Source organism: Rhodococcus antarcticus, from assembly GCF_026153295.1.
Classification (GTDB): Bacteria; Actinomycetota; Actinomycetes; order Mycobacteriales; family Mycobacteriaceae; genus Rhodococcus_D; species Rhodococcus_D antarcticus.
Genome location: NZ_CP110615.1, coordinates 3025194 through 3052036 on the forward strand (window position 1 = coordinate 3025194; position 26843 = coordinate 3052036).

Below are 26843 nucleotides of genomic sequence, written 5' to 3' on the forward strand. Positions count from 1 at the left end.
GTGTTGACTTTCCCTGTGGCCCCGGCCACTCTGCACCGCATGCGGAACTGGCCTGCCGATGGCATCGCGCTCGGCGCTGACTACAACCCGGAGCAGTGGCCCGAGGAGGTGTGGGTCGACGACGTCGCCCGCATGCAGGAGGCCGGCGTCACCTTCGCGACGGTCGGCGTCTTCTCCTGGTCGCTGCTGGAGCCCTCCCCCGGGGTGTACACCTTCGACTGGCTCGACCGCGTGCTCGACCTGCTGAACGCCGGCGGGATCGCCGTCGACCTGGCCACCGCCACCGCGTCACCGCCGCCGTGGTTCTCCCACGCGCACCCCGGGACGCTGCCGGTGGACCACTCCGGGCGCACGCTGTGGCCGGGTTCCCGGCAGAGCTGGTGCCCGAGCTCCACGGTGTTCACCGAGGCCGCCACCGGGCTCACCGAGCAGATGGCGCGGCGCTACCACGACCACCCGGCCCTGGCCCTGTGGCACGTGTCCAACGAGTACGCCTGCCACAACGCGCCCTGCTACTGCGACACCTGCGCGGGGGCTTTCCGCACCTGGCTCGACAAGCGCTACGGCGACCTCGACACGCTCAACGCCGCGTGGGGCACCGCCTTCTGGAGCCAGCGCTACACCGACCTCGCGCAGGTCCTGCCGCCGCGGATCTCCACCGCTCACTCCAACCCCACCCAGGAGCTCGACTACCGCCGCTTCACCTCCGACGCGCTGCTCGCCCAGCACCAGGCCGAGCTGTCCGTGCTGCGGGTGCACTCCCCCGGTGTCCCGGTGACCACCAACTTCATGACGCTCGACCACTTCCGCCACCTGGACTACACGGAGTGGACGGGCTCGGTCGACGTGGTGAGCACCGACCACTACGTCTGCGGTGACCTCACCGACCCCGAGGCCGAGCTCTCCTTCGCCGCCGACCTCACCCGCGGCCTCGCCGGCGGTGCGCCCTGGCTGCTGATGGAGCACTCCACCAGCGCGGTCAACTGGCAGCCGGTGAACCGGGCCAAGACGCCGGGCCAGCTCCTGCGCCACAGCCTCACCCACGTGGCGCGCGGGGCGGACACCCTGGGCTTCTTCCAGTGGCGCCAGTCCCGCGCCGGCGCGGAGAAGTTCCACTCCGCGATGCTGCCGCACGCCGGCACGGGCTCGAAGGTGTGGCGCGACGTGGTGGCGCTGGGCCGGGCCGCCGCCGCCCTGGGCGAGGTGCTCGGGTCCCGCGTGGAGGCCGACGTGGCCCTGCTGTGGGACTACCAGTCCGGCTGGGCCCTGAACGCCCCCAGCCACCCCAGCTCGCAGGTCGAGTACGGCGAGGTGGCCCACGACCTGCACGCGGCGCTGCGCCGGGCCGGGGTCACGGTGGACGTGGTGGGGCCCCGCACCGACCTCTCCGGCTACCGCGTGGTGCTCGTGCCCACCCTGTACCTGGCCTCCGACGAGACCCTCGTCGCCGTGGCGGCCGCCGCCCGCGCCGGGGCGCAGGTGCTGCTGACCTACTTCTCCGGCGTGGTCGACGCCCACGACCACCTCCGCGGGGACGGCTGGTCGCCGGAGGTGGCCGCTCTCACCGGCGCCCGCACCGCCGAGCACGCCCCGCTGCCCGCGCAGGCCCGGGTGGCCCTCGACGGGCTGCTGACCGGCTCCGCCACCCGCTGGAGCGAGTGGGTGGACGTCGAGCACGGCACCGAGGTGCTCAGCCGGGCCACCGACGGCGACACCTCCGGCCAGGCGGTGCTCACCCGCCGCCCGGTCGGCTCGGGCGCTGCGTGGTACCTCGCCACCCGACCCGACGCGGCCGGCCTCGACGCGCTGCTGGCCCGGGTCTGCGCCGACGCCGGGGTCTCGCCGGCCGCCGAGGTCGGCCCGGGCGTGGAGGTCGTGCGCCGCCGCTCGGAGCTCGGGTCGTGGCTGTTCGTCATCAACCACGCCGACGTCGCCGCCGAGGTGCCGGCGTCCGGCCACGAGCTGCTGTCCGGCGCCGACGTGGACCACCTGAGCGTCCCGGCCGGCGGCGTCGCCGTGCTCCGGGAGGCCTGAGCACCGTGCTCGCCCGCCAGCGCCAGGAGCGCATCCTCGAGATCATCCGTGCCGACGGTGGCGCCCGCGTCTCCGAGCTGATCGAGCTGCTCGGCGTCTCCGACATGACCGTGCGGCGCGACCTCGAGGTGCTGGCCTCCCGCGGGCTGGTGGCCCGGGTGCACGGCGGGGCGACCGAGGTGGCCCCGCGGAGCACCTACGAGCCGGGGTTCACGGTGAAGTCCGGCCTGCAGAGCGAGGAGAAGCGCGCGATCGCCCGCGCCGCCGCCGCCCTGGTGGAGCCGGGCTCCGCCGTCGCCATCTCCGCCGGCACCACCACGTTCGCGCTGGCCAGGGAGCTGCTCGCGGTGCCCGACCTCACGGTGGTGACCAACTCCGTGCCGGTGGCGCAGCTGTTCCACGAGTCACCCCGCAAGGACGTGACCCTGGTGCTCACCGGCGGGGTGCGGACGCCGTCGGACGCGCTCGTCGGGCCCGTGTCGGTGGCTGCGCTGCGCACCCTGCACACCGACTGGCTGTTCCTCGGCGTCCACGGGCTCGACGCCCAGGCGGGGCTCACCACGCCCAACCTGGCCGAGGCCGACACCGATCGGGCCCTGGTCTCCTGCGCCCGGCGGCTGGTGGTGCTGGCCGACAGCACCAAGTGGAACGTGGTGGGCCTGTCCACCATCGCGGGACTGGACGAGGTGGACGTGCTCGTCACCGACGACGGGCTGGACCAGGCCGCGTGCACCGTCCTGGCCGACGCGGTGGGCCGGCTCGTGGTGACGAGCCCCGACACCGACGAGCACGAGCTCGGGCGGACGCCGGGGGAGCTGTCGTGAGGGAGCAGGGACGATGACCACGACCGACCGTGGCGCACCGACCACCGCGGGCAGCACCGGCGCCGGGGTGACGGTGACCCGCCGTCCGATGGCCGACGGCCGTGAGCTGCTCTACTTCGACGACGGTGGCCACGCGGTGGTCCACGACGGCGTCGACCACCGGGATCTCGGGGCCGCGGCCGAGGCCGGCACCATGCGCCTGGACGTGCTGACCGGGGAGTGGGTGACCATCGCGGCGCACCGGATGACCAGGACCCACCTGCCCTCGCGGGCCGACTGCCCGTTGTGCCCCACCCGGGACGGCGGACACCCCACCGAGGTGCCCGAGGGTGACTACGACGTGGTCGTCTTCGGCAACCGCTTCCCGAGCTTCTCCGGCGACGCCGAGCTCGACCCCGGGGTGCCGGAGCCCCGGGCGGGCCTGCCCGACCGGCCTGCGCTCGGGCGCTGCGAGGTGGTCTGCTTCTCCAGCAACCACTCCGCCTCGGTGTCGGAGCTGACGCGACGGCGGATGCGCACCGTGGTCGCGGCCTGGGCCCAGCGCACCGCCGAGCTCTCGGCCACGCCCGGGGTGGCGCAGGTGTTCTGCTTCGAGAACCGGGGCGAGGAGATCGGCGTGACGCTCGCGCACCCGCACGGGCAGATCTACGCCTACCCCTACGTCACCCCGCGCACCGCGGCCGTGCTGACCCAGGCCCGCGCGCACGCCCGCCGCACGGGGGGCCACCTCCTGCGCGACGTGCTGCACCACGAGCAGCGCGCCGGCACCCGGATGGTGCTGGCCGGCGAGCACTGGAGCGCCTACGTGCCCACGGCCGCCCGCTGGCCGGTGGAGGTGCACCTGGCGCCGCACCGCGACGTACCGGACCTCGCTGCGCTGGACGCACCGGAGCGCGACGAGCTCGCCGACGTGTACCAGGAGCTGCTGCGCCGGGTGGACCGGTTCTTCCCCGGGGTGGACCGGGTGCCCTACATCGCCGCGTGGCACCAGGCGCCCGTCGGTGAGGGCCGTGAGCTGGCCCGGCTGCACCTGCAGGTGTTCTCGGTGCTGCGCGCCCCGGGCAAGCTGAAGTACCTGGCGGGCTCGGAGTCGGGCATGGGGGCCTGGGTGAACGACGCCAGCCCCGAGACCATCGCCGCCCGGCTCCGCGAGGTGGCCTCGTGAGCGGCACGCGGGCGCGCACGAGGCCGGTGTTCCTCGAACCGACGGACCTCGTGCAGCGCACCGCGACCGACGCCGCCCGCGAGTTCGGCCGGACCCCGGACGGGGTGTGGTCGGCTCCGGGACGGGTCAACCTCATCGGCGAGCACACCGACTACAACGCCGGCTTCTGCCTGCCGGTGGCCCTGCCGCACCGCACCTCCGTGGCGGTCGTCCGGCGCTCCGACGACCGGGTGCGCATCACCAGCCGCCAGGCCGACGCCACGTTCACCGGCACCGTGGGGGAGGTGGGCCCGGGGTGGACGGCCTACCCCACGGGGGTGCTGTGGGCGCTGCGCGAGATCGGCCTGGAGGTGGGTGGGGTGGACCTGCACGTCGACTCCGCCGTTCCGGTGGGCGCCGGGCTCTCCTCCTCCGCCGCGCTGACCTGCGCGGTCGCGCTGGCGATCGGCGAGGCGCTGGCCAGCCGCGAGGAGCTGGTGGCCGCCTGCGTGCGTGCGGAGAACGAGGCCGTGGGGGCGCCCACCGGTGGCATGGACCAGGCGGTCGCCCTGCTGGCCCGCGCCGGGACAGCGCTGCTGCTGGACTGCCGGGACAGCTCCACCGAGCACCTGCCGCTGGACCTGCCCGCGGCCGGGCTGGAGCTGCTCGTCATCGACACCCGCGCCAGCCACAGCCTCGTCGACGGCCAGTACGCCCGCCGCCGGGCCGACTGCGAGACCGCCGCCGCCGCGCTGGGCGTGCCCAGCCTGCGCGAGGCCACCGCCGAGCAGGTCGAGGGCCTGCAGGATCCCCGGCTGCGCGCCCGAGCGCGCCACGTCGTCAGCGAGATCGCGCGCGCGGAGGCGTTCGCCGGGCTGCTGCGCCAGGACCGCCTCGACGAGACGGGCGAGCTCCTCGACGCCTCGCACGCCTCGCTGCGGGAGGACTTCGAGGTCTCCTGCGACGAGCTCGACGAGGCCGTCGCGGTGGCCCGGGCCGCGGGCGCGATCGGGGCCCGGATGACCGGGGGCGGCTTCGGTGGCTCGGCCATCGCGCTCGTGCCCGCCGGGACCTCGGGATCGGTGGCCTCCGCGGTCGACCGGGCGTTCGGCGTGCGCGGCTGGCGCGCACCCGGGTTCCTGCTGGCCGTGCCCAGCGCGGCCGGCTCCCGCGTGCTCTGACCGTCGTTCGCGCAGGCTCCACCGACCCAGACAGGAACGCCGCAGTGCCCACCCCCACCCCCACCGCCGAGTGGGACGCCGTCCGCTCGATCGCCCCCTCTGCGGGCTGCACCCCGCCCCGGGCCCGGCTTCGCACCGACGCCCCGTCGCTGGACCTGTCCGGGGACTGGGCCTTCCGGCTCGTCGGCGGGCTCACCGAGATCACCGAGGGCTTCGAGACCACCGGCTACGACGACACCGCCTGGGACCGTCTCACCGTGCCCTCGTGCTGGCAGATGACCGGGCTGCCCGACACCCACCCGTACGGCTGCCCGGCGTACACCAACGTGATCTTCCCGTTCCCGGTTGACCCGCCGCACGTCCCGGCCGACAACCCCACCGGGGAGTACCGCCGCACCGTCGACGTGCCCGCCGGCTGGCTCGGCGCGGGCCGGGTGCTGCTGCGCTTCGAGGGCGTGGACTCCGCGTTCACGTTGTGGTGCAACGGTACCCGGGTCGGCGGGGCGCACGGCTCCCGGCTGGTCCACGAGCTCGACGTCACCGACCTCGTCCGCGCCGGGGAGAACACCGTGGCCGTGCGGGTGCACCAGTGGTCGGCCGCGAGCTACCTCGAGGACCAGGACATGTGGTGGGTCTCGGGCATCTTCCGACCGGTCAACCTGGTGCTGCGCCCCACCGGCGGCCTCGACGACGCGTTCGTGCGCGCCGGCTACGACCACCGCACCGGCACCGGCACCCTGGTGGTCGACACCACCCCGGGCGCACGGCTGACCGTGCCCGAGCTGGGCCTGGTCGACGTGGACCCCGCGGGCCCGCACGCCGTGGCCGTGCAGCCGTGGTCGGCCGAGGTCCCCCGGCTCTACGAGGCCACCCTGCGCACCGACGCCGAGACCGTGACCCTGCGCCTCGGGTTCCGCACCGTGGCCGTGGTCGACGCCCAGCTGCTCGTCAACGGCGCCCCGGTGCTGTTCCGCGGGGTCAACCGGCACGAGTGGCACCCCGAGACCGGCCGCACCCTGGACGAGGCCAGCATCCTCGCCGACGTCCTGCTCATGAAGCGGCACAACGTCAACGCCGTGCGCACCAGCCACTACCCGCCGGACCCGCGCCTGCTGGAGCTCTGCGACACCCACGGGCTGTGGGTGATCGACGAGTGCGACCTGGAGACCCACGGGTTCGAGAAGGTCGGCTGGCACCGCAACCCCAGCGCTGACGCGCAGTGGCGTCCCGCCTACCTCGACCGGGTGCAGCGCACCGTGGAGCGGGACAAGAACCACCCGTCGGTCATCGGCTGGTCGCTGGGCAACGAGAGCGGGGTCGGGGACAACCTCGCCGCCATGGCCGCCTGGACGAAGGACCGCGACCCCAGCCGGTTCGTGCACTACGAGGGCGACTGGGACTCCGCCTACGTCGACGTCTACAGCCGGATGTACGCCGACCACGCCGAGACCGAGCTCATCGGCCTGGGGACCGAGCCGCCGACCACCGACCCCGCCCTCGACGCCCACCGCCGCGGCCTGCCGTTCGTGCAGTGCGAGTACGCGCACGCCATGGGCAACGGCCCCGGCGGCCTCGGCGAGTACCAGGAGCTGTTCGAGGCGCACCCCCGGCTGGCCGGCGGGTTCGTCTGGGAGTGGATCGACCACGCCGTGCCCGTGCGCGCCGCCGACGGCCAGGTGTTCCCCGGCTACGGCGGTGACCTCGGCGAGGTGGTGCACGACGGCAACTTCATCGCCGACGGGCTGGTGTTCCCCGACCGCACCCCGTCCCCCGGGCTGCTGGAGCTGAAGAAGGTGGTGGAGCCCGTCCGGCTCGTCGTCACCGCCACCGGGATCACCGTCGCCAACCGGTACGCCGAGCTGAGCACCGCACACCTCCGCTTTCCCTGGACCTGCGAGGTGGACGGGGTGGAGCGGGCCGCCGGGGAGCTGGACGTGCCACCGGTGGGTGCCTGGTCGGACGGGGCGGTGGCGCTACCGGCCGGGCTGCCCGACGGCGACGGCGAGCGCTGGCTGACCGTGCGCGCCGTGCTCGCGCAGGACACCTCCTGGGCCGACGTCGGGCACGAGATCGGCTGGGGTCAGGGACTTCTCGGCTCGACCACCACCTCCGTGCCGGCTCGCGGTGCCGCCCCGGAGGCCGACGGCGCGGGCTGGAGCCTGGGCCCGGCCCGCTTCGACGCGCGCGGCACCCTGGTCCAGCTGGGCGGGGTCGACGTGGTGGGCCCCCGGCTGGACCTGTGGCGGGCGACGACCGACAACGACGAGCGCGGCCGGTCCGGTCCGCCCGGCCCGCAGTGGCGGGCGCTCGGCCTGGACCGGTTGCAGCACAACGTGCTCGACGTGACCGCGACCGCGGACGCCCTGGTGGTCCGCAGCCACGTGCTGCCCGCCGGCACCGACGTCGGCTACTCCGCCGAGCTCACCTGGCGTGCGGTCGAGGGCGGGGTGGCCCTGGCGCTCGAGGCGCACCCGCTGGGGACGTGGACCACCCCCGTGCCGCGGCTCGGGCTGCGGATGGGGCTTCCCACGAGCTTCGACCGGCTCGACTGGTTCGGGCTCGGCCCGGGCGAGGCCTACAGCGACACCGCCACCGCGCAGCGGATCGGCCGGTTCTCCCTCGGCATCCACGAGCTGCAGACGCCCTACGTCCGGCCGCAGGAGAACGGTGTGCGTCGGCACGTCCGCGCGGCCGAGGTCGGCCGGGCCGACGGCGCGCCGCTGCGGGTCACCGCGACGGGCACGGTGGACGTCACGCTGCGACCGTGGACCACGGAAGCCCTGGACGCCGCCGCGCACCGCACCGACCTGGTGCCGGATCCGCAGTGGCACTGGCTCAACCTCGACGTCGCCCAGCACGGCATCGGCACCGGCGCCTGCGGGCCCGTCGAGCTGCCGCAGCACACGCTGCACGCCGTGGCCGTCCGCCTCGAGCTGGAGCTGCGCCTGTAGCCCCCCGGAGGTCAGGCCTGGCGGCGCCGGCGCGCGATATCGGCGAGCACCACGCCCGCGGCGACGGAGGCGTTGAGGCTCTCCACCGGCCCCGCCATGGGGATGCTCAGGGTGGTGTCGCAGGACTCGCGGACGAGCCGGGACAGGCCCTTGCCCTCCGAGCCCACGACCACCACGACGGGCCCGGTGGCCGCCTCGAAGCCGTCCAGGCTGGTCTCGCCCTCGGCGTCGAGCCCGACCACGGTGATCCCCTTGGACGCCCAGTCCTTGAGCGTGCGGGTGAGGTTCGTGGCGCGGGCGACCGGCAGCCGGGCCGCGGTGCCGGCGCTGGTGCGCCAGGCGACGGCGGTGACCGAGGCGCTGCGGCGCTGCGGGATGACCACGCCGTGCCCACCGAACGCCGCCACCGACCGGATCACGGCCCCGAGGTTGCGCGGGTCGGTCACGTTGTCCATGGCCACCAGCAGCGGCGGGGTGCCGGACCCACCCGCGCGCGCCCGGGAGAGCAGGTCGTCGGGGTGCGCGTACTCGTAGGGCGGCACCTGCAGCGCCACGCCCTGGTGCAGGCCGTTCTTGCTGAGCCGGTCGAGGTCGGTGCGCGGCACCTCGAGGATCGCGATGCCGTGCTCCGAGGCGTACTGGATGCTCTCGGTGAGCCGCTCGTCCGACTCGGTGCCCACAGCGATGTACAGCGCAGTGGCGGGAACACCGGCGCGCAGGCACTCCACCACGGGGTTGCGGCCGAGCACGGTCTCCGGCCCGTCCACCGGCTTCGCGCCCGGGGCCCGGGTACGGCCGCGGCCGGTGGGTCGCCCCTGGGCCTCCGCCTTGGCCGCCGAGCGGATGCGCTTGGCCTTGGGGTGCTTGGTGCGGGCCTCGGCGGGCGGGGTGGCCCCGCGCGGCTCGAGCCCGCGGCGGCGCTGACCTCCCGAGCCGGTGCTGGCGCCCTTCTTGCCGTCACCCTTGCGGACGGCTCCTCGCCTGCTGGAGTTGCCGGCCATCAGTGGTCCTCTTCCTTCGCGTGCACGGTCCAGCGAGGACCGTCGGGGGTGTCGGTGACGTCGATGCCGGCCAGGGCGAGCAGGTCGCGCACGGCGTCGGCGGTGGTCCAGTCCTTGGCGGCCCGGGCGGTGGTGCGCTGGGCGAGCGTGGCGTCCACGAGGACGCCGAGGGCATGCCCACCCCCGGTGGCGGGGGCCACCCAGCGCGGGTCGAGCGGGTCGACGCCGAGCACGTCGAGCATGGCCCGCACGCTCGAGGCAGCCCCCAGCGCGGCGGTGTGGTCGCCCGCCTCGAGCGCGGTGTTGCCCTCCCGGACGCAGCCGTGCACGGCGGCGAGGGCGGCGGGCACCCCGAGGTCGTCGTCCATCGCCGCGGTGAACTCGGCGCGGAGCAGGCCCTTCTCCGGACGGCCGACCCGGTCGGCGACGCGCAGCACGAACGACTCGCAGCGCCGGTAGCCGGCCGCGGCCTCCTGCAGCGCGTCCTCCGAGAACTCGATCGTGGAGCGGTAGTGCGCGGAGCCCAGGTAGTAGCGCAGCTCCTGCGGGCGCACCCGCTCGAGCACGGCGGGCACCGACAGCACGTTGCCCAGGCTCTTGGACATCTTCTCCCCACCCAGGGTCACCCAGCCGTTGTGCAGCCAGGTGCCGGCGAAGGCGTCCCCGGCGGCCCGGCTCTGCGCCAGCTCGTTCTCGTGGTGCGGGAACACCAGGTCGAGCCCGCCGCAGTGGATGTCGAACTCGGTGCCCAGGTACGCCTGCGCCATCGCCGAGCACTCCAGGTGCCAGCCCGGGCGGCCCGCGCCCCACGGCGTGGGCCAGGACGGCTCGCCGGGCTTGGCGGCCTTCCACAGCGTGAAGTCCCGGGGGTCGCGCTTGCCGGTGGCCGCGCTCTCACCCTGGTGCACGTCGTCGACCTTGTGCCCGGAGAGCTCGCCGTAGCTGGGCCAGCTGCGGACGTCGAAGTACACGTCACCGTCCGCGGCGTAGGCGTGCCCGGAGTCCAGCAGGCGTTCCATCAGCGTCACCATCTGCGTGACGTGGCCGGTCGCGCGCGGCTCGGCCGAGGGGGGCAGCACACCGAGCGCGTCGTAGGCGTCGGAGAAGGCGCGCTCGTGCGTCTGGGCCCACTCCCACCAGGGGCGACCCGCCTCGGCGGCCTTGGTGAGGATCTTGTCGTCGATGTCGGTGACGTTGCGGACCAGGAGCACGTCGGCACCGTTCGCGGCGAGCCAGCGGCGCAGGACGTCGAAGGCGACCCCGCTGCGCACGTGGCCGATGTGCGGCACCCCCTGCACGGTGGCGCCGCACAGGTAGATCGACGCCCGTCCGGGGGTCAGTGGCCGGAAGGGCCGCAGGCTCCGGGTCATGGTGTCGTACAGGTGCAGGGCCACGACGGTGAAGTCTACGGGCCGCCGCGTGGACCCCCTCCCACCTGCGGCAGCACCGCGCGGCAACGGCCCCGCGCGACCACCCCGGCGCGACCACGAGGTTCCACGTGGCCGGGAGCGACCGGCCCCGCGCGACCACGAGGTTCCACGTGGCCGGGGGCTGGCGGGGTGCCGCGCCGGGGCGGGCGCGGCTCAGGTCGGGAGCAGCAGCGCCGTGGCCACCGCGGCCAGGCCCTCACCACGGCCGGTGAGGCCGAGCCCGTCGGTGGTGGTGGCCGAGACCGAGACCGGCCCACCCACCGCGGCGCCGAGCACGGCCTGCGCCTCCTCCCGCCGGGGCCCGATCTTCGGTGCGTTGCCGATCACCTGCACCGCCGCGTTGCCCACGGTCCACCCGGCCTCGTCGAGCAGACGTCGCACCTCGGTGAGCAGCTGCACCCCGCTCGCCCCGGACCACCGGGGCCGCCCGGTGCCGAACACTGCGCCCAGGTCCCCCAGCCCGGCCGCCGACAGCAGCGCGTCGCACAGGGCGTGCGCGGCGACGTCACCGTCGGAGTGCCCGGCGCAGCCGTCGGCCCCCTCGAACAGCAGCCCCGCCACCCAGCACGGGCGACCGACCTCCACCGGGTGGACGTCGGTCCCGATCCCCACCCTCACGCCGGTCCCACCCTCACGCCAGTCCCTCCAGCAGCACCGCGGCCAGGGCGAGGTCCGTCGCCGTGGTGATCTTGAAGGCCAGCGGGTGCCCGGGCACGGTGTGCACGGTCGATCCCGCCCGCTCCACGAGCGCGGCGTCGTCGGTGGCCGCCAGCGCGCCGGCGTGGGCCGCGCGGAGCACCTCGACGGTGAACCCCTGCGGGGTCTGCACCGCCCGCAGGCTCGCCCGCTCGGGCGTACCCGTGACCACCCCGGCGGCGTCCACGGCCTTGATCGTGTCGGTGACGGGAAGGGCGGGCACCACCGCGACCGCCCCGGCGCGCAGCGCGGCCACCACGTCTCCGACGAGCGCGGCCGGGGTCAGGGCGCGCGCGGCGTCGTGCACCAGGACGTGCTCGGCCCCCGGTGCCCGGCGGGCCGCCTCGTCCAGCCCGGCCCGCACCGAGTCCGAGCGCTCGAGCCCTCCGGGCACCACGACCACCTCCGGGGGTAGCTCGGCGCGGGCGGTCTCCACCAGCTCGGCAGGCGCCACGACCACCACGAGGTCCACGACCCCCGAGTCGAGCAGGCCGTCCACGCACCGGCGCAGCAGCGTCACCCCGCGCAGCGGCACGAGGGCCTTGGCCGTGTCGGCGCCGAGCCGCAGACCGCGCCCGGCCGCCGGGACGACCGCCACCACGCGGACCCCTCCCACGCCGCTCGCCCCGCCCCGCGGCTGCGGGACGGGGCGGGGCGTGGGGTCGGGACCGACCTCAGGAGGCAGCTGCGAGAACCTGACCGAGGATGGACGAGGCCTTCTCGGCGTCGGTGCCCTCGGCGAGCGCGAGCTCACCCACCAGGATCTGCCGGGCCTTGGCCAACATGCGCTTCTCCCCGGCCGAGAGGCCACGGTCCTGCTCGCGGCGCCAGAGGTCACGGACCACCTCGGCCACCTTGTTCACGTCCCCAGAGGCGAGCTTCTCGAGGTTGGCCTTGTACCGGCGCGACCAGTTCGTGGGCTCCTCGGTGTGCGGCGCGCGGAGCACCTGGAACACCTTGTTCAGGCCCTCCTGGCCGACCACGTCGCGCACACCCACGTACTCGGCGTTCTCGGACGGGACCTTCACCGTCAGGTCACCCTGGGCGACCTTGAGGACGAGGTACTCCTTCTCCTCGCCCTTGACGGTGCGGGTCTCGATGGCCTCGATCAGCGCGGCCCCGTGGTGGGGGTAGACGACCGTTTCTCCGACCTTGAAAATCATGTGTTCGCAGCCCCTTTCGCTGTGCCCATGGTAACACGCCGCGCCCAGGCTCGACGACCGTCGTCGCAGGTCAGAGCACTGCGGGCCGGTGGCGAGCTCTTGACAACCGGCCCCGGACGTGTGTCGGGCACCCGGGCACCGTGCGGTGGCCGCCCAGCCACTACTCTGTGGCACTGCTGCACTCACGCACCCGCCACGGGCGCACGGGCACCGCACCGCAGAGTCTTGGGAGGACGTCGCAGTGAGCATCTCGAGGAGCACCCGCAGGTCCGCGCCCCGCCGCACGTCGCGGGTGCTGCTGGGGGCGGTCGCCGCAGGCGCGGCCGCCGTCCTGCTCACCGCGTGCGGCGCGGGGCAGACCGGCACCATCGGCGGTCAGGTCGCCGCGGTCAACGGGGCGCAGGGCTTGGTGGGGAAGGTCGCCGTGCGCAACGTGACCCTCCAGTACCCGACCGGTGGCCAGGACCACTACTCCGTCGGCGAGGACGCGCCCCTGCTGTTCACCCTCGTCAACAGCGGGATCACCGCCGACGAGCTGGTCTCCATCAGCACCCCGGCCGCCGGCGACGTCAGCCTCTCCGGTGCCACCGCGATCCCGGGCGGCACCACCCTGGTCTCCGCCGCGGTCGAGGCCAGCTCGGGCTCCAGCTCCACGGTGGTCCCGACCAACTCCGGGTCCAGCACCCCCTCCACCTCCGCGGGCAGCCCCAGCGCCACGCGGACCAGCGTCCCCAGCCCCTCCGGCGGTTCGGGCAAGCCCGGCATCACCGTCGGCGTGGTCGCGGCCGAGCTGACGGGCCTCACCCAGGACGTCCGCCCCGGCCTCACCATTCAGGTGACGTTCACCTTCGCCAAGGCCGGGCCGGTCACCCTGCCCGTTCCCGTGGGTGCCCCGGACGGGGCGCGCGAGTAGTCGGCCCGACGTTGTCGGCCCCCTGACCTAGCCTGCGCGGGTGGCCCGACCGAGGACGACCTACCGATGCTCCGCCTGCCAGCACGGCGTGGCCAAGTGGGTGGGCCGCTGCCCCGAGTGCGGCGAGTGGGGCTCGGTCGGCGAGGTGGCTGTGCTCAGCGCCCCGAGGCTCGGTGCCGTGGGCGGCCCGTCGGTCGCCCGTGCCGTCGCGCTGGTCCCCACCACCCCCGCCCTGCCGCTCACCAGGATCGACGCTCAGGGCGCGCAGCAGCGCTCCACCGGTGTGGCCGAGCTGGACCGGGTGCTCGGTGGCGGGATCGTGCCCGGTGCCGTGGTGCTGCTGGCCGGTGAGCCCGGCGTGGGCAAGTCGACGCTGCTGCTCGAGGTGGTGTCGCAGTGGGCCCGGCTGGGTCGTCGCGCGCTCTACGTCACGGGTGAGGAGTCGGCCGGGCAGGTGCGGCTGCGCGCCGAGCGGACCGGCGCGGTGCACGAGCAGGTGTGGCTGGCGGCCGAGACGGACCTCGCCACCGTGCTCGGCCACGTCGAGCAGGTGGAGCCGGACCTGCTGGTGGTCGACTCGGTGCAGACCATGCTCGCCACCGATGTCGACGGGGTGCCGGGCGGGGTGACCCAGGTCCGCGCGGTCACCGCGGCGCTGACCTCGCTGGCCAAGGCCCGCGGGCTCGCGGTGCTGCTGGTGGGGCACGTGACGAAGGACGGTGCCGTCGCCGGGCCACGCTCGCTGGAGCACCTGGTGGACGTGGTGCTGCACTTCGAGGGCGACAAGCACTCCACCCTGCGCATGGTGCGCGGGGTGAAGAACCGCTTCGGCGCGGCCGACGAGGTGGGCTGCTTCGAGCTCCGCGAGGACGGCATCGTGGGGGTGGACGACCCGTCGGGCCTGTTCCTGCACCATCGCGGTGCCCCCGTGCCCGGCACGGCCGTCACCGTCGCGGTGGAGGGCAAGCGGCCGCTGCTCGGCGAGCTCCAGGCCCTCGTCGCCGGCTCCGGCCTCGCCTCCCCCCGGCGTGCGGTGAGCGGGCTCGACGGCGCCCGGGTGTCCATGGTGCTGGCCGTGCTCGAGCGTCGCGGTGGGGTCAAGCTGTCGGACTCGGAGGTCTACACCGCCACCGTGGGGGGCATGCGGCTGACCGAGCCCGCCGCGGACCTCGCCCTCGCACTGGCCGTGGCCTCCGCCGCCCTGGACACCCCGCTGCCCGAGGGCCTGGTGGTGCTGGGCGAGGTGGGCCTGGCCGGCGAGGTGCGGCGGGTCACGGGAGCGGGCCGCCGGGTGGCCGAGGCGGCACGGCTGGGGTTCACCCGTGCCCTCGTCCCCCCCGACTCCGGGACCATGCCGCCCGGCGTCCGCGCCACGGTGGTGCCGGACCTGGGCGCCGCGCTGCGGGTGCTGCGCCGCGGCTGAGCCACCCGCCACGCCCGCCCCGTGCCGCGGCCGCAACCGGGTTCGAGCGGTGCGGTGACTTATGATGCGCCCGTCAAGACGCGGTTCCAGGAAGGGGGCCCTCGTGTCCCCCGTGGCCGACCCCACGTCCTCGGACCTGCTGCGCACCACGCTCGCGCGTCTCGCGCCCGGCACCGGTCTCCGCGAGGGGCTGGAGCGGATCCTGCGCGGACGCACCGGCGCGCTCATCGTGCTCGGCCACGACGACCTGGTCGAGACGCTGTCCGACGGTGGTTTCAGCCTCGACGTGGCCTTCGCCCCCACCCGGCTCCGGGAGCTGTCCAAGATGGACGGCGCCGTGGTCCTGGCCACCGACGCCACCCGCATCCTGCGCGCCAACGTGCAGCTGGTGCCGGACCACGCCATCCCCACCGACGAGTCGGGCACGCGGCACCGCGCCGCGGAGCGCACCGCGATCCAGACGGGCTACCCCGTCGTGTCGGTGAGCCAGTCCATGTCGATCATCAGCGTCTACGTCGACGGCACCCGCCACGTGCTGGCCGACTCCGCCACCATCCTCTCCCGGGCGAACCAGGCGCTGGACACCCTCGAGCGGTACAAGGCCCGCCTCGACGAGGTCGCGCAGCAGCTCTCGGCACTGGAGATCGAGGACTTCGTGACCCTGCGGGACGCGATGACCGTGGTGCAGCGGCTGGAGATGGTGCGGCGGATCTCCGCCGAGATCACCGGCGACGTCGTGGAGCTGGGCACCGACGGCCGGCTGCTCGCCCTGCAGCTCGACGAGCTCGCCGGGGGCACCGACTCCGACCGCGAGCTCCTGGTGCGCGACTACCTGCCCGACGGGGCCGAGCCCGAGCAGGGCCCCACCATCGACGCCGTGCTCGGCGCCCTCGACGCCCTCAGCACCGCCGACCTGCTCGACCTCACCACGGTGTCGACGGCGTTCGGCCACCCGCCCGGACCCGAGGCGCTGGAGCAGCCGATGAGCCCCCGCGGCTACCGGCTGCTCGCCCGGGTGCCGCGACTGCCCGGCACGGTGCTCGAGCGCCTCGTGGACACCTTCGGCACGCTGCAGGCCCTGCTCGCGGCCACGGCGGACGACCTGCAGACCGTGGACGGGGTGGGTGAGACCCGGGCCCGCTTCGTCCGCGAGGGCCTCTCCCGCCTCGCGGAGTCCTCCATCGTCGAGCGGTACGGCTAGACCGTCCGGGTCAGGTGATGGTGAACGGCAGCGGCGGGCTGCTCAGCCCACCCAGGGTCACCACCACGGTGTACGACCCGGCCGGCACCACGGTGCGATCCGCCTGGCAGGTCGGCTCCGACGTGGTGCCCGACCACTTGACGCTGTAGGTCTTGACCTCGCCGGGGTTCAGGACGGGCACGTCCACGGACTTGCCGGGGAAGCAGTCGTTGCTCGACCAGAGCCGCGTCGCGCCGTCGGCGGAGTACACCAGCACCTGCTGCAACCCCGCGTCGAGGTCGCGGGTGCACGCCGCGGCGGAGGTGTTGGTGATGAGGATGCGGAACACCGGCTGCTCGCCGACCGCGTAGGACGGCGCGGCCACCTGAGCGGTGAGCCCCACCGCGGCGTCCGGGCACGCGGCGGGAGTCGCCGGAGCCGGTGCCGGGGCGACGGGCGCGGCGGGGGCAGTGGTCGGCGCGGGGACGGGGGCCTGGGTGGTGGTCGTGGCCGCCGAGGTGGTGGTCGTGGGCGTCGGGGTGGTGGTCGTGGGCGTCGGGGTGGTGGAAGCGGTGGTCGAGGTGTTGGGGTCGGTGGTCGAGGAGCTCAGGGCGCTCTGCTGGGCTGCTGGGCCCGGGCCCGAACCCCCCGTCAACGACACCACCAGCCACACCGCGAGGACCAGGACGAGCACGGTGGCCACGATCGCCGCCGCCCGACGACGCCAGTAGATCGTGGCGGGAAGGGGACCGACGGGCTGCAGCACCATCTGACGGTAGCCGCCGGGCACCAGCACCACGGCTGCCCCGGGCGGCGTGTCGCGGGTCCGCTTGTGCTCGCCCACGCCAGCCTGTTCGATCGGTCTGGGCCCCGTCCGGGGACGAGCCATCAGGAGGAACCGCATGAGCGTGGCCGAGTTCGTCGAGCGCAACAGCAGGCGCGGTGATCACGGGGCCGACCTGTCCGAGCTTCCGGTCGCCCCGTCGATGCGCGCCAGCATCGTCACGTGCATGGACTCCCGGATGGACATGTACGACCTGTTCGGGCTGAAGCCCGGTGAGGCGCACGTGCTCCGCAACGGCGGCGGGATCGTCACCGACGACGTCATCCGCTCGCTGTCGATCAGCCAGTTCCGTCTCGGCACCACGGAGATCCTGCTGGCCCAGCACACCGGCTGCGGGATGTCGACCATGACCGACGATGAGTACAAGAACGACCTGCTGGGCTTCAGCGGGCTGACCCCCACGTGGTCGGTGGAGTCGTTCACCGACGTCGACGAGAGCGTCCGCCAGGGGATGATGCGCATCCGTCGCAGCCCCTTCCTCAAGCACCACCTCGTCCTGCGCGGGTTCGTCGTGGACCTCGCCAACGGCGGCCTGCTGCGCGAGGTGTTCTGAGCCCCGTGGCCGCGAGCCCCCTGGCCGTCGTCCTGCCCGACTGGTTCCGGGCCACCGCGCGCGACCTGCCCTGGCGGCGGGCGGGCACCACGGCGTGGGGGGTGCTGCTGAGCGAGGTCATGCTGCAGCAGACCCCGGTGGCGCGGGTGGCCCCGATCTGGGCCGAGTGGGTGCGGCGCTGGCCGGTTCCGAGCGCCATGGCGGCATCCTCGACCGCCGAGGTGCTGCGGGCCTGGGGCAGCCTGGGCTACCCCCGGCGGGCGCTGCGCCTGCACGCCTGCGCCTCGGTGCTGGCCTCGGTGCACCACGACGAGGTGCCCGACGACGTCGACGTGCTGCTCACCCTGCCCGGGGTGGGCTCCTACACGGCGAGGGCGGTCGCGTGCTTCGCGCACGGGTCACGCGTCCCGGTGGTGGACACCAACGTGCGCCGGGTGGTCGCCAGGGCGGTGCACGGACGGGCCGAGCCGGGCGCGCCGTCGGTCACCCGGGACCTCGCCGACACCGAGGCGCTGCTGCCCGCCGACGTCGGCGAGGCCGTGGTGCTCTCGGCAGCCCTGATGGAGCTGGGCGCAGTGGTGTGCACGGCGCGCAGCCCGCGCTGCGAGCAGTGCCCCGTGGTGTCGGCGTGCGCCTGGGTGCGGGCCGGGCGTCCCGAGCACGTGGGCGCCCGCGCCGCCGTGCAGCGCTTCGCCCGGCACCGACCGGCAGGTGCGCGGACGGCTGATGGCCGTGCTTCGGGGCACGGACGGACCGGTGGAGCGGGAGCGGCTCGACCTGGTGTGGCCCCAGGACCCGGAGCAGCGGGAGCGCGCGCTGGGCTCGCTGGTGGCCGACGGGCTGGTGGAGCCCACGGGCGAGGACCGCTTCGCCCTGGCCGGCGAGGGCTGAGCGTCGACCCTGACGCGGCCGCGTCCCCGCTGACGCACCGCGCGCCCGCAGGTGGTCGCCACCCTGCGGGCCCCGGCGCGGGGACCACCGGGGAAGGCCGTCCACGAACGCCTCCACCGCACCACGGACGAGGTCGGCGGCGTCGGCGTGCACCAGGTGCCCGGCGCCGGCGACCACCAGGTGGGTGCACGGCCCGCCGGCCCGGGCGGCCATGGTGGCGAGCTGGCCGGGCGGCGCCACCGAGTGCTCGGCCTCCAGCAGCAGGCTCGGGCAGCGCACCGCCCGCCACTGGTCCCCGTGGTCGCGGGTGCCCCAGTGCTCGGCGATCGCCGCCCAGTCCGCTGCCCGGCCGTGCAGCCGCCAGCCGTCCGGCCCGGGCACGAACGAGCGCAGGAAGTACGCACCCGCGACCGGCCCGAAGAACGCCCGCACCGCGTCGGCGTCACCGAACGGCACCGGCCACGCCCGCACCCACTCCAGCCAGCCGTCCGCGGTGCGGCCGCGGAAGTCCGGCGCCATGTCCTCCACCACGAGTCCGCGCACCAGCTCGGGGTGCGCCCCGGCCAGGCACCACGCGTGCAGCCCGCCCATCGAGTGCCCCCACACGACCACGGGGCCGGCGTCCAGCCCCAGGACGGCCGCCGCCGCGTCGGCGACGAAGCGCTCGGTGGTCCAGGGACCCGTGTCCGACCCGTCGTCACGGTGCCCGGCCGCGGCGAGCGCCCACACGTGCCCGTGCCGGCCGAGCCACTCCGACACCGGCTCCCACGTGGCGGCCGCACCCATGAGCCCGTGCAGCAGCAGGATCGGCGGGCCGTGGCCACCCAGGTCGTGCAGCACGGGCGCCGACGCTACCCGGGTAGGTTCGCACCCATGGCAGTCGTGAAGATCAACGCGATCGAGGTCCCCGAGGGCGCGGGCGAGCAGATCGAGGCACGCTTCGCCGCGCGCGCGGGCGCCGTCGAGGGCTCCCCCGGGTTCCTCGGCTTCGAGCTCCTCCGCCCCACCGGCAGCGAGCGTCGATACTTCGTCTACACGAAGTGGGAGTCCGAGCAGGCCTACCAGGCGTGGGCGAAGGACATGGCCCCCGCCGCGCACGCCGGACCGGCCGGGCAGAAGCCCGTGGCCACCGGGGCGTCGCTGCTGGAGTTCGAGGTCGTCCTGCACGTCGATCCCGCGTGAGCCCGGGCCCCACCACGCCGGAGGCCCGACCCACCACGCCGGAGGCCCGACCCACCACGCCGGAGGCGATGTTCCGGGTCACCGGCTTCGAGCACGCCGGGCCGGACGCGCGCATCACGATGCGCACCGGGGACTGGCTGCTCGACGACGCGGGCGTGCCCTGCTCCGGCGCTCTCGGGGTGTTCCTCGACGACGCCGTCGGGCACCAGGTGTTCACCACGCGCCCCGACGACGCCCACGCCTCGGTGACCTCCGAGCTCTCCATCGACGTTGCGCTCCCGCCGCCCTGGACCGGTCCCGAGCTCGTCGCGCAGGGCTGGACCACCAGCAGCACCGGCCGGGGCGCCTTCACCCAGTGCCGCGTGACCGACTCCGACGGCGCGATCGTGGCCGTCGTGAGCAACTGGGGCCGCTTCGTCGCCCTGCCGCCCGGTGTGCCCGTGTGGAGCCCGGACCCGAGCACGCCGGAGCCCGACCCGGCGCTCCGGGTGTCGCAGCTGCTCGGCTCCCGGCCCGAGCGCACCGCCGACGGGGCCGTGCTGCGGCTCACCGGCGGCCCGGAGCTCGCGAACCCCATGGGCATCGTCCACGGTGGGATCGTGGCCTGCGCCTCCGAGCGCACCGCCGCCGCGACCCTGGACGACCCGGCGACGTGGTGGGCCGCCTCGATCCGCGTGCACTACCTGCGCCCGACACCGCTGAGCCCGGAGGTCGAGCTCACCGCGTCGGTGGTGCACCGCGGACGCACCGTCACCGTGGTGCGGGTGGTCGGCGGGCCCCTCGGCGGTCGTCCCTGCACGGACGCGACGATCACCTTCCGCACCCGGGACTGACCTCAGTCCAGCACGAGCTCGACGACCACGGCGTGGTGGTCGCTGCCCGCGACGGGAACGACCCGCACCGACCGGGCGCGCACCGCGCCGCGCAGCAGGACGTGGTCGATCGTCAACGGCGGTGCGACGCCCGGCTGCCGCCAGGTGGTGCGCCAGCCGGCACCGACGGTCGCCGCGGCGTCGCAGTGGCCGGCGCGGAGCAGCCGGCGCAGCGGCGGGTGGTCGAGAGTGGCGTTGAAGTCCCCCGCGAGCACCGAGGGCCCGCTCCCGCCGTGGCGCTCGAGCAGGCCCGCCTCGAGCACCCACCGCGCCGTGCGCGCCCGGTCGACCGGCGCCGCGAGGTGCACCGCCGTCACCTCGAGCTCGCGCCCCTCGGGCAGGCGCACACGGGCCCGGGGGACCGCGCACCGGAAGCCCTCCAGCCCGGGCAGCCCGGTGAGCGGCACTCGGCTGCAGATCCCCGACCCGTACCCCTGCGGCCGCGCGTCGAGCACCCGGTGCGGCAGCAGCTCAGCCAGCCCGGCGGCGTCCAGCCGTGCCACCTCCGCCGGGGTCAGCTCCTGCAGGCTCAGCACGTCCACGGCGTGCACGCGCACCAGGTCGACCACGGCGCTCGCGTCCGCCCGGCCGAGGTACAGGTTCACCGTCATGAGCCGCAGCTGCGCGCCGCCCGTGGGCGCCGCCCCTGCGCGGAGGCCACGCCGCGCGAGCACCAGCAGCAGGCCCACGGCGAGCACCGCTCCCACACCCCCGGTCCACCACCGTCCCAGCACCAGCGACACCACGGGCACCAGCAGGACCGGCACCACGAGCCAGGGCAGCACCGCGAGGACCACCACGCCGGGGACCCCGCCCAGCACGCCGGAGAGCCGGTGCACCAGCAGCAGGGCGACCAGCCCGGTGGCCACCACGAGCACCGCCGTCTGCACGCGTCCCCCTCGGCCCGGGTGGTCCCACCCGCCCGGCCGACGCTACCGAGGCCGGCTGAGCAGGGCCTGAGGCGGCGGATCAGGCGGGCGTGCGCCCGAGCAGGGCCACGAGCTGCTGCTGGGGGTCCTCGGAGGCGGTGCTGACCTCGGGCCCGAACGGGGCCCGGCCCACCATCCCGGAGGCACGGGCGTAGCGGAGCACGTGCAGGACCGCCTCGGGCACCACGCCCTCGGTCACGTCGAGGCCCGCGCCCGTCCCGATGTCCCAGGCGTGCACGGTGAGGTCGAGCAGCATCTGCTCGGCGTACTCGCCCGCCGGGGTGTCCCCGAAGGACAGGTGCACCGTGGTGGCGTCCTCGGCGTTCGCCCACGCCTCGCGGGACCCGGTGGCCGCGCTGTCCCACGCCGCCACCGGGTCATCACCGAGCACGTCGCCGTCGTAGTCGTCGCCGACCTGGTCCGTCGTCTCGCCGACCAGCAGTCGTGGCGCCCACAGGTGCTCGGAGGTCATGTGGGCCAGCACGTCGCGGACGCTCCAGCCCTCGCACGGGCTCGCGTCGTCCCACGCCCCGGCGGGCACCCGGTGCACCAGCTCGCTGAACCGGTTGAACGCGCGCTGCAGCTGCTCGCGGGCGGGGGTCTCGGACTCGTCGGTGGGCAGGGTCCCGGTGGTGGCCATGCGTCCATGGCTACCCGTGGAGACGGGAGCCCGCACGACGAACCACGCACGACGGCGCCGCACCCCGGGAAGGAGTGCGGCGCCGTCGTGGTCGGGCGGGGTCAGTCCGAGCTGTCGCCCTCGCCCGCCTTGGAGAGCTCCACCGGAGGCAGGTCGGGGACCACGCTCGGCTTGGTCTCGCCACGGAACGTGAACTTGGCGTCCTCGCCCGCGCTCTCGCCGTCCCAGCCCTCGACGTCCACCAGGACGATCTGGCCGGGCTGCAGCTCGCCGAAGAGGATCTTCTCCGACATCTGGTCCTCGATCTCGCGCTGGATGGTGCGCCGCAGCGGCCGCGCCCCCAGCACCGGGTCGAACCCGCGCTTGGCCAGCAGCTGCTTGGCCGCGTGCGTGACCTCCAGGGCCATGTCCTTGTTCTTCAGCGCACCTTCGACGCGGGTGAGCATGAAGTCCACCATCTTCACGATCTCGTCGGACGTGAGCTGGTGGAACACCACGATGTCGTCGATGCGGTTGAGGAACTCCGGGCGGAAGTGCTTCTTCAGCTCGTCGTTCACCTTCTGCTTCATGCGGTCGTAGTTCGAGTCCGCACCGGAGCCGTTCGAGAAGCCCAGTCCGACGGCCTTGGAGATGTCGGCCGTGCCCAGGTTCGACGTGAAGATGAGCACGGTGTTCTTGAAGTCCACCGTGCGGCCCTGCCCATCGGTGAGCCGACCGTCCTCGAGCACCTGCAGGAGCGTGTTGTAGATCTCCTGGTGCGCCTTCTCGATCTCGTCGAACAGCACCACCGAGAATGGCTTGCGCCGCACCTTCTCGGTGAGCTGGCCCCCCTCCTCGTAGCCGACGTACCCGGGAGGGGCACCGAACAGCCGCGAGGCGGTGAAGCGGTCGTGGAACTCACCCATGTCGATCTGGATGAGCGCGTCGTCGTCGCCGAACAGGAAGTTCGCCAGCGCCTTGGAGAGCTCGGTCTTCCCGACGCCCGAGGGGCCCGCGAAGATGAACGAGCCCGACGGACGCTTGGGGTCCTTGAGCCCCGCACGGGTGCGCCGGATGGCCTTGGCCACCGACGTGACCGCCTCGTGCTGACCGATGATCCGCTTGTGGAGCTCGTCCTCCATGCGGAGCAGACGGGTGGTCTCCTCCTCGGTGAGCTTGAACACGGGGATGCCGGTCCAGTTCCCGAGGACCTCCGCGATCTGCTCGTCGTCCACCTCGGAGACGATGTCCAGGTCGCCCGAGCGCCACTGCTTCTCCCGCTCGGCCTTGCCGGTGAGGAGCTGCTTCTCGGTGTCCCGCAGGCTCGCCGCCTTCTCGAAGTCCTGCGCGTCGATCGCGGACTCCTTCTCCCGGCGGGCCGTCGCGATCTTCTCGTCGAACTCGCGGAGGTCCGGCGGCGCCGTCATCCGACGGATGCGCATCCGTGCGCCCGCCTCGTCGATGAGGTCGATCGCCTTGTCCGGGAGGAACCGGTCCGAGATGTACCGGTCGGCCAGGGTGGCCGCCGCGACCAGGGCACCGTCGGTGATGGAGACCCGGTGGTGCGCCTCGTAGCGGTCGCGCAGACCCTTGAGGATCTCGATGGTGTGCTCGACGCTCGGCTCGCCCACCTGGACGGGCTGGAAGCGCCGCTCGAGGGCCGCGTCCTTCTCGATGTACTTGCGGTACTCGTCGATCGTGGTGGCGCCGATGGTCTGGAGCTCACCACGGGCCAGCATCGGCTTGAGGATGCTGGCGGCGTCGATCGCGCCCTCGGCCGCGCCGGCACCGACCAGGGTGTGGATCTCGTCGATGAACAGGATGATGTCGCCGCGGGTGCGGATCTCCTTGAGCACCTTCTTCAGGCGCTCCTCGAAGTCACCGCGGTAGCGGCTGCCGGCCACCAGGGAGCCCAGGTCCAGCGTGTAGAGCTGCTTGTCCTTGAGCGTCTCCGGCACCTCGTTGTTCACGATGGCCTGGGCGAGGCCCTCGACGACCGCCGTCTTGCCGACACCGGGCTCGCCGATGAGGCAGGGGTTGTTCTTGGTGCGGCGGCTCAGCACCTGCATGACCCGCTCGATCTCCTTCTCGCGCCCGATGACCGGGTCGAGCTTGGACTCGCGCGCGGCCTGCGTCAGGTTGCGGCCGAACTGGTCGAGCACCAGCGACGTGGACGGCGTGCCCTCGCTGCGGGTGCCGCCGGCCTCGGCCGGCTCCTTGCCCTGGTAGCCGCTCAGCAGCTGGATGACCTGCTGGCGGACCCGGTTGAGGTCTGCACCCAGCTTCACCAGCACCTGGGCGGCGACGCCCTCACCCTCGCGGATGAGCCCGAGCAGGATGTGCTCGGTGCCGATGTAGTTGTGGCCGAGCTGCAGGGCCTCCCGCAGGCTCAGCTCGAGGACCTTCTTGGCGCGCGGGGTGAAGGGGATGTGGCCGGACGGAGCCTGCTGGCCCTGGCCGATGATCTCCTCGACCTGGCTGCGGACACCCTCGAGAGAGATCCCCAGGCTCTCCAGGGACTTGGCCGCCACGCCTTCACCCTCGTGGATGAGGCCCAGCAGGATGTGCTCGGTGCCGATGTAGTTGTGGTTGAGCATCCTGGCCTCTTCCTGGGCCAGGACCACCACGCGGCGTGCGCGGTCGGTGAACCTCTCGAACATCGCTCTCCCTCACGCTCCTGGTGCACTGGTCACGGGCGACGGCCCGGACCTGCTGAGACACCGCGCTCCGCGGGTGCCGTCCGGGTGCACTGCCGGACGTGCTGCGGGTCGCGTGTGCCTACTGTAATCGCCCTGCGGTTTCCGAGCCCGGTTCAACCACCACCGGTCCGGACCTCCCGCTGGACTCACCTGTGCAACGCCGCAGCCCCGCCGGTCGTTTCGAGCTGCGTTGCGCTGAGGGTGAACGGGCCGGAAACGCCGTCGGCCCCGCTCCACCCCGGGGGTGGGCGAGGCCGCGGACGACGTCGGGGAGCTCAGGCGTTCTTGTGGAAGGCCTCGACCACCGCGGCCGGGATCCGACCCCGCTCGGAGACCGCGTGGCCGTTGCTGCGGGCCCACTCGCGGATGGCTCCGCTCTGCTCACGATCGGCCGCGGCCCGCCCCTTGGGCGCACCCGTCGCCGCGCGCGTCCCGCGGCGGACCGTGGTCTTGCGGGCGTGGCCGATCCAGGTGGCGACGTCGTCACGGAGCTTCTGGGCGTTCTCGGCGGAGAGGTCGATCTCGTAGCTGGTGCCGTCCAGGGAGAACTGCACGGTGTGCACGGAGCCCTCGTCGAGCGGGTCTCCGGTGAGATCGTCACTGAACACCACGGTCACCTTCTGCTGCCTGGCCATCTCGTACCATTTCCTCTCGATCACGCATCCCCCGAACGGCGTTGATCCTAGCGCACGGGAGCACATTCCCGGGGCGCCCGTCGCGCCATTGCATCAGGACGTGATCGGGCGCACGAGCGGAAACAGGATGGTCTCCCGAATTCCCAGTCCGGTCAGCGCCATCAACAACCGGTCGACGCCCATTCCCGTTCCGGTGGTCGGCGGCATTCCCTGCTCCATCGCCGCCAGGAAGTCCTCGTCCAGCCGCATGGCCTCGTCGTCGCCGGCCGCGGCCAGGCGCGCCTGGTCGACGAAGCGCTCCCGCTGCACCACCGGGTCCACCAGCTCGGAGTACCCGGTGGCCAGCTCGAAGCCGCGGACGTAGAGGTCCCACTTCTCGGTGACGCCGGCGATGGTGCGGTGCTGGCGGGTCAGCGGCGAGGTCTCCACCGGGAAGTCGCGCACGAACGTCGGCGCCCACAGGTCGTTGCCGACGAGGTGCTCCCACAGCTCCTCGACCAGCTTGCCGTGGCCCCAGCCCGGGTCCACCTCCAGGTCCACGCGAGCGGCGTGCGCACGCAGGACGTCGACGGTGTCCTGCGGGGTGACCTCCGTGCCGAGCGCGGCCGAGAGCGTCGGGTACATCTCCAGCGTCGTCCACTCGCCGTCCACGGAGTACGCCGAGCCGTCGGCCAGGGTCAGCTCCCGGGTGCCGAAGGCGGCGTCGGCCACCTCCTGCACGAGCTCGCGGGTCATCCGGGCGGAGTCGTCGTAGGTGCCGTACGCCTCGTAGGTCTCCAGCGTGGCGAACTCCGGGGAGTGCGAGGAGTCCATGCCCTCGTTGCGGAAGCTCCGGTTGACCTCGAAGACCTTCTCCAGCCCGCCCACCACCGCGCGCTTGAGGAACAGCTCGGGCGCGATGCGCAGGTAGAGGTCGAGGTCCATGGCGTTGGACCGGGTGGTGAACGGCCGGGCCGCCGCGCCGCCGTGCAGCGTCTGCAGCATCGGCGTCTCCACCTCGATGAACCCCCGTCGCTCCAGTGCGTGCCGGATCTCCCGGACCACCAGCGAGCGCTGCCGCACGGTGTCACGGGCCTGCTGGCGGACGATGAGGTCCACGTAGCGCAGCCGGACCCTGCTCTCCTCGCTCATCTCCTTGTGCGCCACCGGCAGCGGGCGCAGGCTCTTGGCCGCCATGGCCCACTCGTCGGCCATCACGCTGAGCTCGCCGCTGCGGGAGGTGATGACCTCTCCGTGCACGAAGACGTGGTCGCCGAGGTCGACGTCGGCCTTCCACACGGCCAGGGCCGTCTCGCCCACCCCGGCCAGGCTGACCATCACCTGGAGCTGGGTGCCGTCGCCGGCCTGCAGCGTGGCGAAGCAGAGCTTGCCGCCGGTGCGGGCGAGCATGACCCGGCCCGCGACGCCGACCAGCTCGCCGGTGGCCGTGTCCGGGGCGAGGTCGGGGTGGGCGGCGCGGACCTCGCCCAGGGTGTGGGTGCGCGGCACGCTGACCGGGTAGGGGTCGTGACCGGCGGCGAGCATCCGCTCCCGCTTGTCCCGCCGGACCCGCAGCTGCTCGGGCTGGTCGTCGTCCGGTCGAGGTGCGGGGGTGTCGGTCACGGGTGGTCAGCGTAGTTGGCCGGGGTGCCACGAGATCGCGCCCGCTCGCACGACGACGCGCCCGGGCGGTGCGCCCC

At 74.0% G+C, this 26843-nt stretch carries 22 protein-coding genes and 2 pseudogenes; 12 read left to right on the forward strand and 12 right to left on the reverse strand.

From position 1 onward, the window contains the following. The first annotated feature begins 39 nt into the window (after positions 1–39). Genes RHODO2019_RS14780 through RHODO2019_RS14800 form a run of 5 tightly spaced genes read left to right on the forward strand, consistent with a single transcriptional unit; the run spans position 40 to position 8134 of the window. On the forward strand, positions 40–2034 hold the full coding sequence (locus RHODO2019_RS14780) for a beta-galactosidase (RefSeq protein ID WP_265382502.1): 1995 nt from the start codon (positions 40–42) through the stop codon (positions 2032–2034). A gap of 5 nt (positions 2035–2039) precedes the next feature. Then, entirely contained in the window at positions 2040–2858 is an 819-nt protein-coding gene (locus RHODO2019_RS14785; RefSeq protein ID WP_265382503.1) for a DeoR/GlpR family DNA-binding transcription regulator, read from the forward strand. Between the two features lie 13 nt (positions 2859–2871). After that, positions 2872–4023 (forward strand): galactose-1-phosphate uridylyltransferase, encoded by a 1152-nt coding sequence (galT, locus tag RHODO2019_RS14790; protein ID WP_435532128.1) that lies wholly within the window; start codon positions 2872–2874, stop codon positions 4021–4023. Positions 4024–4073: 50 nt separating this feature from the next. Beyond that, positions 4074–5183 carry a galactokinase gene (gene galK, locus RHODO2019_RS14795; RefSeq protein WP_435532231.1) on the forward strand — a complete coding sequence of 370 codons (1110 nt, stop codon included), beginning with the start codon at positions 4074–4076 and terminating at the stop codon, positions 5181–5183. 44 nt (positions 5184–5227) lie between these two features. Then, on the forward strand, positions 5228–8134 hold the full coding sequence (locus tag RHODO2019_RS14800; RefSeq protein ID WP_265382505.1) for a glycoside hydrolase family 2 TIM barrel-domain containing protein: 2907 nt from the start codon (positions 5228–5230) through the stop codon (positions 8132–8134). Between the two features lie 11 nt (positions 8135–8145). On the opposite strand, the gene rlmB is transcribed toward RHODO2019_RS14800, so the two are convergent. From rlmB to RHODO2019_RS14825, 5 genes are all read right to left on the reverse strand, one after another. Further along, on the reverse strand, positions 8146–9135 hold the full coding sequence (gene rlmB, locus RHODO2019_RS14805) for a 23S rRNA (guanosine(2251)-2'-O)-methyltransferase RlmB (protein ID WP_265382506.1): 990 nt from the start codon (positions 9133–9135) through the stop codon (positions 8146–8148). Next, on the reverse strand, positions 9135–10529 hold the full coding sequence (gene cysS / locus RHODO2019_RS14810; RefSeq protein ID WP_265382507.1) for a cysteine--tRNA ligase: 1395 nt from the start codon (positions 10527–10529) through the stop codon (positions 9135–9137). Before cysS ends, rlmB begins: the two co-directional genes overlap by 1 nt. A 189-nt stretch (positions 10530–10718) precedes the next feature. Further along, complete coding sequence (gene ispF, locus RHODO2019_RS14815) at positions 10719–11183, reverse strand: 2-C-methyl-D-erythritol 2,4-cyclodiphosphate synthase (protein ID WP_265382508.1); 465 nt, start codon at positions 11181–11183, stop codon at positions 10719–10721. A gap of 13 nt (positions 11184–11196) precedes the next feature. Beyond that, a complete protein-coding gene (gene ispD / locus RHODO2019_RS14820) occupies positions 11197–11862 on the reverse strand; it encodes a 2-C-methyl-D-erythritol 4-phosphate cytidylyltransferase (RefSeq protein WP_265384802.1) in 666 nt (221 codons plus the stop codon). Positions 11863–11935: 73 nt separating this feature from the next. Further along, positions 11936–12424 carry a CarD family transcriptional regulator gene (locus RHODO2019_RS14825; RefSeq protein ID WP_265382509.1) on the reverse strand — a complete coding sequence of 163 codons (489 nt, stop codon included), beginning with the start codon at positions 12422–12424 and terminating at the stop codon, positions 11936–11938. A 241-nt stretch (positions 12425–12665) separates the two neighbouring features. On the opposite strand from RHODO2019_RS14825, the gene RHODO2019_RS14830 reads away from it, so the two are divergent. From RHODO2019_RS14830 to disA, 3 genes are all read left to right on the forward strand, one after another. Next, positions 12666–13337: a copper chaperone PCu(A)C domain-containing protein gene (locus RHODO2019_RS14830; RefSeq protein WP_265382510.1), complete on the forward strand. Its 672-nt coding sequence runs from the start codon at positions 12666–12668 to the stop codon at positions 13335–13337. Between the two features lie 40 nt (positions 13338–13377). Continuing rightward, positions 13378–14760, forward strand: a complete 1383-nt coding sequence (radA, locus tag RHODO2019_RS14835) for a DNA repair protein RadA (RefSeq protein ID WP_265382511.1) — start codon at positions 13378–13380, stop codon at positions 14758–14760. A 64-nt stretch (positions 14761–14824) separates the two neighbouring features. Continuing rightward, a complete protein-coding gene (gene disA, locus RHODO2019_RS14840; protein WP_494338166.1) occupies positions 14825–15961 on the forward strand; it encodes a DNA integrity scanning diadenylate cyclase DisA in 1137 nt (378 codons plus the stop codon). Positions 15962–15971: 10 nt separating this feature from the next. Here the strand turns inward: disA and RHODO2019_RS14845 are convergent, their stop codons facing one another. Further along, a complete protein-coding gene (locus RHODO2019_RS14845) occupies positions 15972–16784 on the reverse strand; it encodes a hypothetical protein (protein WP_265382513.1) in 813 nt (270 codons plus the stop codon). Between the two features lie 58 nt (positions 16785–16842). On the opposite strand from RHODO2019_RS14845, the gene RHODO2019_RS14850 reads away from it, so the two are divergent. Together RHODO2019_RS14850 and RHODO2019_RS14855 are read left to right on the forward strand one after the other, a co-directional pair. Beyond that, positions 16843–17337: a beta-class carbonic anhydrase gene (locus RHODO2019_RS14850; protein ID WP_265382514.1), complete on the forward strand. Its 495-nt coding sequence runs from the start codon at positions 16843–16845 to the stop codon at positions 17335–17337. 20 nt (positions 17338–17357) lie between these two features. Next, a pseudogene (locus RHODO2019_RS14855) lies at positions 17358–18228 on the forward strand (HhH-GPD family protein). Between the two features lie 96 nt (positions 18229–18324). Here the strand turns inward: RHODO2019_RS14855 and RHODO2019_RS14860 are convergent. Continuing rightward, positions 18325–19014, reverse strand: a pseudogene (locus RHODO2019_RS14860) (alpha/beta fold hydrolase); the annotation flags it as partial. A gap of 87 nt (positions 19015–19101) precedes the next feature. On the opposite strand from RHODO2019_RS14860, the gene RHODO2019_RS14865 reads away from it, so the two are divergent. Further along, positions 19102–19410: an antibiotic biosynthesis monooxygenase family protein gene (locus tag RHODO2019_RS14865; RefSeq protein WP_265382515.1), complete on the forward strand. Its 309-nt coding sequence runs from the start codon at positions 19102–19104 to the stop codon at positions 19408–19410. Further along, positions 19407–20243 carry a PaaI family thioesterase gene (locus RHODO2019_RS14870; RefSeq protein WP_265382516.1) on the forward strand — a complete coding sequence of 279 codons (837 nt, stop codon included), beginning with the start codon at positions 19407–19409 and terminating at the stop codon, positions 20241–20243. The genes RHODO2019_RS14865 and RHODO2019_RS14870 overlap by 4 nt, the downstream gene beginning before the upstream one ends. Before the next feature lie 2 nt (positions 20244–20245). On the opposite strand, the gene RHODO2019_RS14875 is transcribed toward RHODO2019_RS14870, so the two are convergent. From RHODO2019_RS14875 to lysS, 5 genes are all read right to left on the reverse strand, one after another. Beyond that, a complete protein-coding gene (locus RHODO2019_RS14875; RefSeq protein ID WP_265382517.1) occupies positions 20246–21172 on the reverse strand; it encodes an endonuclease/exonuclease/phosphatase family protein in 927 nt (308 codons plus the stop codon). 79 nt (positions 21173–21251) lie between these two features. Then, a complete protein-coding gene (locus RHODO2019_RS14880) occupies positions 21252–21851 on the reverse strand; it encodes a TIGR03086 family metal-binding protein (RefSeq protein ID WP_265382518.1) in 600 nt (199 codons plus the stop codon). Positions 21852–21952: 101 nt separating this feature from the next. Continuing rightward, positions 21953–24490: an ATP-dependent Clp protease ATP-binding subunit gene (locus RHODO2019_RS14885; protein WP_265382519.1), complete on the reverse strand. Its 2538-nt coding sequence runs from the start codon at positions 24488–24490 to the stop codon at positions 21953–21955. Between the two features lie 314 nt (positions 24491–24804). Beyond that, complete coding sequence (locus RHODO2019_RS14890; RefSeq protein ID WP_265382520.1) at positions 24805–25164, reverse strand: histone-like nucleoid-structuring protein Lsr2; 360 nt, start codon at positions 25162–25164, stop codon at positions 24805–24807. Positions 25165–25257: 93 nt separating this feature from the next. Further along, positions 25258–26766 (reverse strand): lysine--tRNA ligase, encoded by a 1509-nt coding sequence (gene lysS / locus RHODO2019_RS14895; RefSeq protein WP_265382521.1) that lies wholly within the window; start codon positions 26764–26766, stop codon positions 25258–25260. Positions 26767–26843 lie beyond the last annotated feature (77 nt).